2 protein-coding genes are annotated in these 2090 nt (G+C 66.2%); one reads left to right on the forward strand and one right to left on the reverse strand.

What is annotated here, in order from left to right; genetic code table 11:
* Nucleotides 1–64: 64 nt before the first annotated feature.
* Nucleotides 65–676, reverse strand: a complete 612-nt coding sequence (locus tag EN994_RS28655; protein ID WP_013532550.1) for a TIGR00730 family Rossman fold protein — start codon at nucleotides 674–676, stop codon at nucleotides 65–67.
* Between the two features lie 125 nt (nucleotides 677–801).
* Between EN994_RS28655 and EN994_RS28660 the strand changes: the two genes are divergently transcribed.
* Nucleotides 802–2090, forward strand: a 1289-nt coding sequence (locus tag EN994_RS28660; protein ID WP_164746290.1) for a LysM peptidoglycan-binding domain-containing protein, incomplete at its 3' end; no start/stop codon positions are given.

Consider the following 2090-nt stretch of genomic DNA (forward strand, 5'->3'; position numbering starts at 1 on the left):
GGGGAGTAGGCAGGACACTCGAGGCAATTCACATACTGCCTTACTGCCCCGATTCCTTATCGCCCTACATCTTGTCGATCACCGACTGCACGCCCTCGGTCGGGGCGTCGACGGACGATCCGGCTACCATGATGGCGGCGACGATCGCTTCGGGGTCGTCGACGACCAGCGGCTTGACCCGCTGCGCGGTGTGGATGAAGCCTTCGGCGGCCATGTGATCGAGCAGCGCCAGCATCGGATCCCAAAATCCTTTGACATTGGCGAAGACGATCGGCTTGCGATGATGGCCAAGTTGTCCCCAGGTCATGATCTCGACGATCTCCTCGACCGTGCCGATGCCGCCCGGCAGTGCCACAAAGGCGTCGGATTTCTCGAACATCTTGTGCTTGCGCTCGTGCATGTTGTCGGTGATCAAGAGTTCATCGAGCCGGTCAAGCGCTGTTTCGCTCGCCTCCTTGTTGATCAGGAAGCGCGGAATGATGCCCGTCACCTTGCCGCCGGCCTTGAGCGCGCCTTCGGCGACAGCGCCCATGATGCCTTTGGTGCCGCCGCCATAGACCAGCCGCAATCCCGCTTTGGCAATTGAGCGCCCGAGCAGGTGTCCGGCCTTGATATAGATTTCATCGCGGCCCGGAGACGAGCCGCAATAGACGCAGACGGATCGAATCGTGTTCATGTCGATGATTGGTGATTGGGTCTGAAAGCGCGGTCAAGCCCCAAGGGTTAACGGCCTGGGCTTTTTCTTGTCGGTATTGCTAAAACAGGCTAGACCGGCGTTAGGTGGCTAAGGGGTAGGGAAATATGGCAATTAATCCACTGAAGGCGTTCCTGTTCGCGGCGGGTGGGACCGTTGCGGCCGCGGGAACCGCCTATGTAGCGGGCGCACTCGACCCGTATCTCAATCCCACGCCGCCGGCGCAAGTGGCGGCGCAGACGCCGCCCGCAGCGGCAAAATCGGCTGATCCCGGCACCGAAGCGCGGCTGCCCGCCGCTGAGGTCCCGGCGGCTCCCGCCGCAGTGCCCCAGGCAACGGCACCGGCCGCACCGGCCGCGGACGCGCCGGCTGCGGCCGGTCCGGTCGCACCGTCTTTCGACGTCGTGCGCGTTGAAAGCAATGGCTCGATTGTCGTCGCCGGCAATGCGGCGCCCAACGCCAAGGTCGAAATCCTCAATGGCTCGACGGTGCTTGGCTCGACGGTCGCTGGTCCCGATGGCGCCTTCGTTATCATTCTCGATGATCCGCTGAAGCCCGGCGATTATACGATCGCGCTGCGCGCGACCACCGGTGACGTCGTAACGCCCTCGGTGCAGACCGCCGTCGTTTCGGTTCCCAAGGATGCGGCCGGCCAGGTGCTGGCCATGGTCGAGGAGCCGGGCAAGCCGGCCGAATTGCTGACCGTTCCCGCACCCGAGACAAAGCCGGCTGCTCCGGCCGCCGCGCCGGCTGCTCCCACAGCCGAAGCCCCCGCAACCGCTCCGGCGCCAGCCGCCCCAGCGCCAGCCGTGGTCGACGCAACACCGGCTCCTGCAGCGCCGGCGACGCCGCCCGCTGCAGGCGTGACCGAGCCCAAGATCGTCGTCGAGGCGGTCGAGATCGACGGCAGCAAGATCTTTGTCGCCGGCCTCGCCGATGCCGGCCGCAAGGTGCGCGCCTATGCCAACGACATCCTGCTCGGTGACGCGCAAACTTCGACGGACGGTCATTTCCTGGTCGAGGCGACGCGCGACGTTCCGGTCGGCAGCTACACAATCCATGTCGACGGCCTCGATGCCGACGGTGTGACAGTTGTGGCCCGCGCGGCCGTACCGTTCGAGCGTGAGCCCGGCGAAGCGATCGCCGCCGTGGCACCCTCGGCGCCGAAGCCCGTTCAGCCCAAGCCGGCCGCACCTACCGCCGCCGAGGCACCGGCCGCGGCCACGACGCCTGCTCCCGCCACCGAGGCTCCGGCCGTTATGGCGGAGGCGACGCCGCCAAGCGATGTGCCCGAGACGGTGGCGCCCAAGCTTGAACATGCCGACGGCGCCGTCATCATCCGCCGCAACGACACGCTGTGGCGGATCTCGCGGCGCGTCTATGGCCACGGCGTACG

The sequence above is a fragment of the Mesorhizobium sp. M7A.F.Ca.CA.002.09.1.1 genome (assembly GCF_003998555.1).
Classification (GTDB): domain Bacteria; phylum Pseudomonadota; class Alphaproteobacteria; order Rhizobiales; family Rhizobiaceae; genus Mesorhizobium; species Mesorhizobium ciceri.